The 1,350-nt window shown below is 41.7% G+C and carries 1 protein-coding gene; it reads left to right on the top strand.

Annotation, left to right across the window (positions count from 1 at the left end):
* Positions 1–80 precede the first annotated feature (80 nt).
* A complete protein-coding gene (locus tag A3739_RS18605; RefSeq protein WP_068502386.1) occupies positions 81–1,175 on the top strand; it encodes a DegT/DnrJ/EryC1/StrS family aminotransferase in 1,095 nt (364 codons plus the stop codon).
* The last annotated feature ends 175 nt before the right edge of the window (positions 1,176–1,350 follow it).

Raw genomic sequence — 1,350 nt, 5'->3', positions numbered from 1 at the left:
GGCGTCAGTATCGACGATGCCTGAAGGCTTTTATGCTGCAAAGTATCGTTTTGACCTAACTCTTCAGAGAGCTTAATTATATGAAGTTCGACCCCAAAATATACTCAACTTCTAATTTGTTCAAACCAAGTTCGGGCGAGCTTGAAAGCTATTTCGACCACCTTTCTCGAGGCACAATAGTAAATTTGTTTGAAGATCGTTTTCGTGATTATCATTCGAGCCAATACTGTCTTTCGTTTTCGACGGGCTTTTGGGCCTTAGTTGCTTCAATAATTGCTAAAACAAATAAAGGAGGCGCTAAGGACGTCTTGATGCCATCCATGACCTATAGGAGGTTAGCTGATGTTGTTAATTGGACGGGGATGGTGCCAAAGTTTATTGATATTGACCCTAACACGCTAGCTCTTTCTGTTGACAAATTGAGTCAGAGTATCGATCAAGANTCAGCGCTTATTTTACCTGTTCACCCTATAGTGAATTGTTGCCCTGTTCAGCAGCTTATAGATGTGGGGAGGCAGCATAATGTTCCTGTATTGTTTGATGCTGTAGAGTCGGTTCATGAGACCGTTTCAGGTAAACGTGTCGGCAGCTTTGGGGTTGGAGAGGTCTTTTCACTTCATGCCAGCAAACTGATCAATGGTATCGAAGGGGGGTATGTATGTACGGACGATCAGGAATTTTTTGATAAGTTAAAGTCAATTACGACCACCTCTTCTTCAAAGTATCGGCTTCCCTACATTCAAGCAGATATTCATCCTCTTCATTGTGTGTACGCGTTAGCAGGTTTGGATGCCATTGAGCGCAATGTTTCTCATAACAGGCAGGTGTACGAGGCTTATGAGCAGCAGCTAAAGGGGCATCCATTTGTTAGGTTATTGCATTTTGATCAGTCGGAACAAACATCATTTAAAAATATAGTTGTAGAATTTACTGAGACTAGTCCAGTGTCCAGAGATGATTGTGTTAAACAATTGAACTTTCTGGGGATACAGTGTCGAGCTCACTATTACCCTCCGCTTCATGATAAATCTGCTTCTTACGCAACGAAAAAAACTGATTTGAAGTCGACCAATGAGCTGAAAAACTTGTTTCTGAACTTGCCCTGTGGGCAGAGGTTCGCTCCTGAAAACGCCAAGAGTGTAGTTGTTGAATTAAATAAGTTGTTCGGCCTTTAATTAGTTGGGTAAATAGGAGTTGATAATGCTAGATTTTGAACGTTTTAAAGAATGTATTGATTCGGTCGACGCCACCGACTACTTCACTAACCATGGTCCAAAAGCACGCATTTTTGAAGACTTAGTTGCTTCATTATTAAGTGCGAATGCTGTCGCGGTGGCTAACCTCTTTGTG

The organism is Oleiphilus sp. HI0067 (genome assembly GCF_001635735.1).
This window is presented reverse-complemented; position numbering and strand designations above follow the sequence as displayed.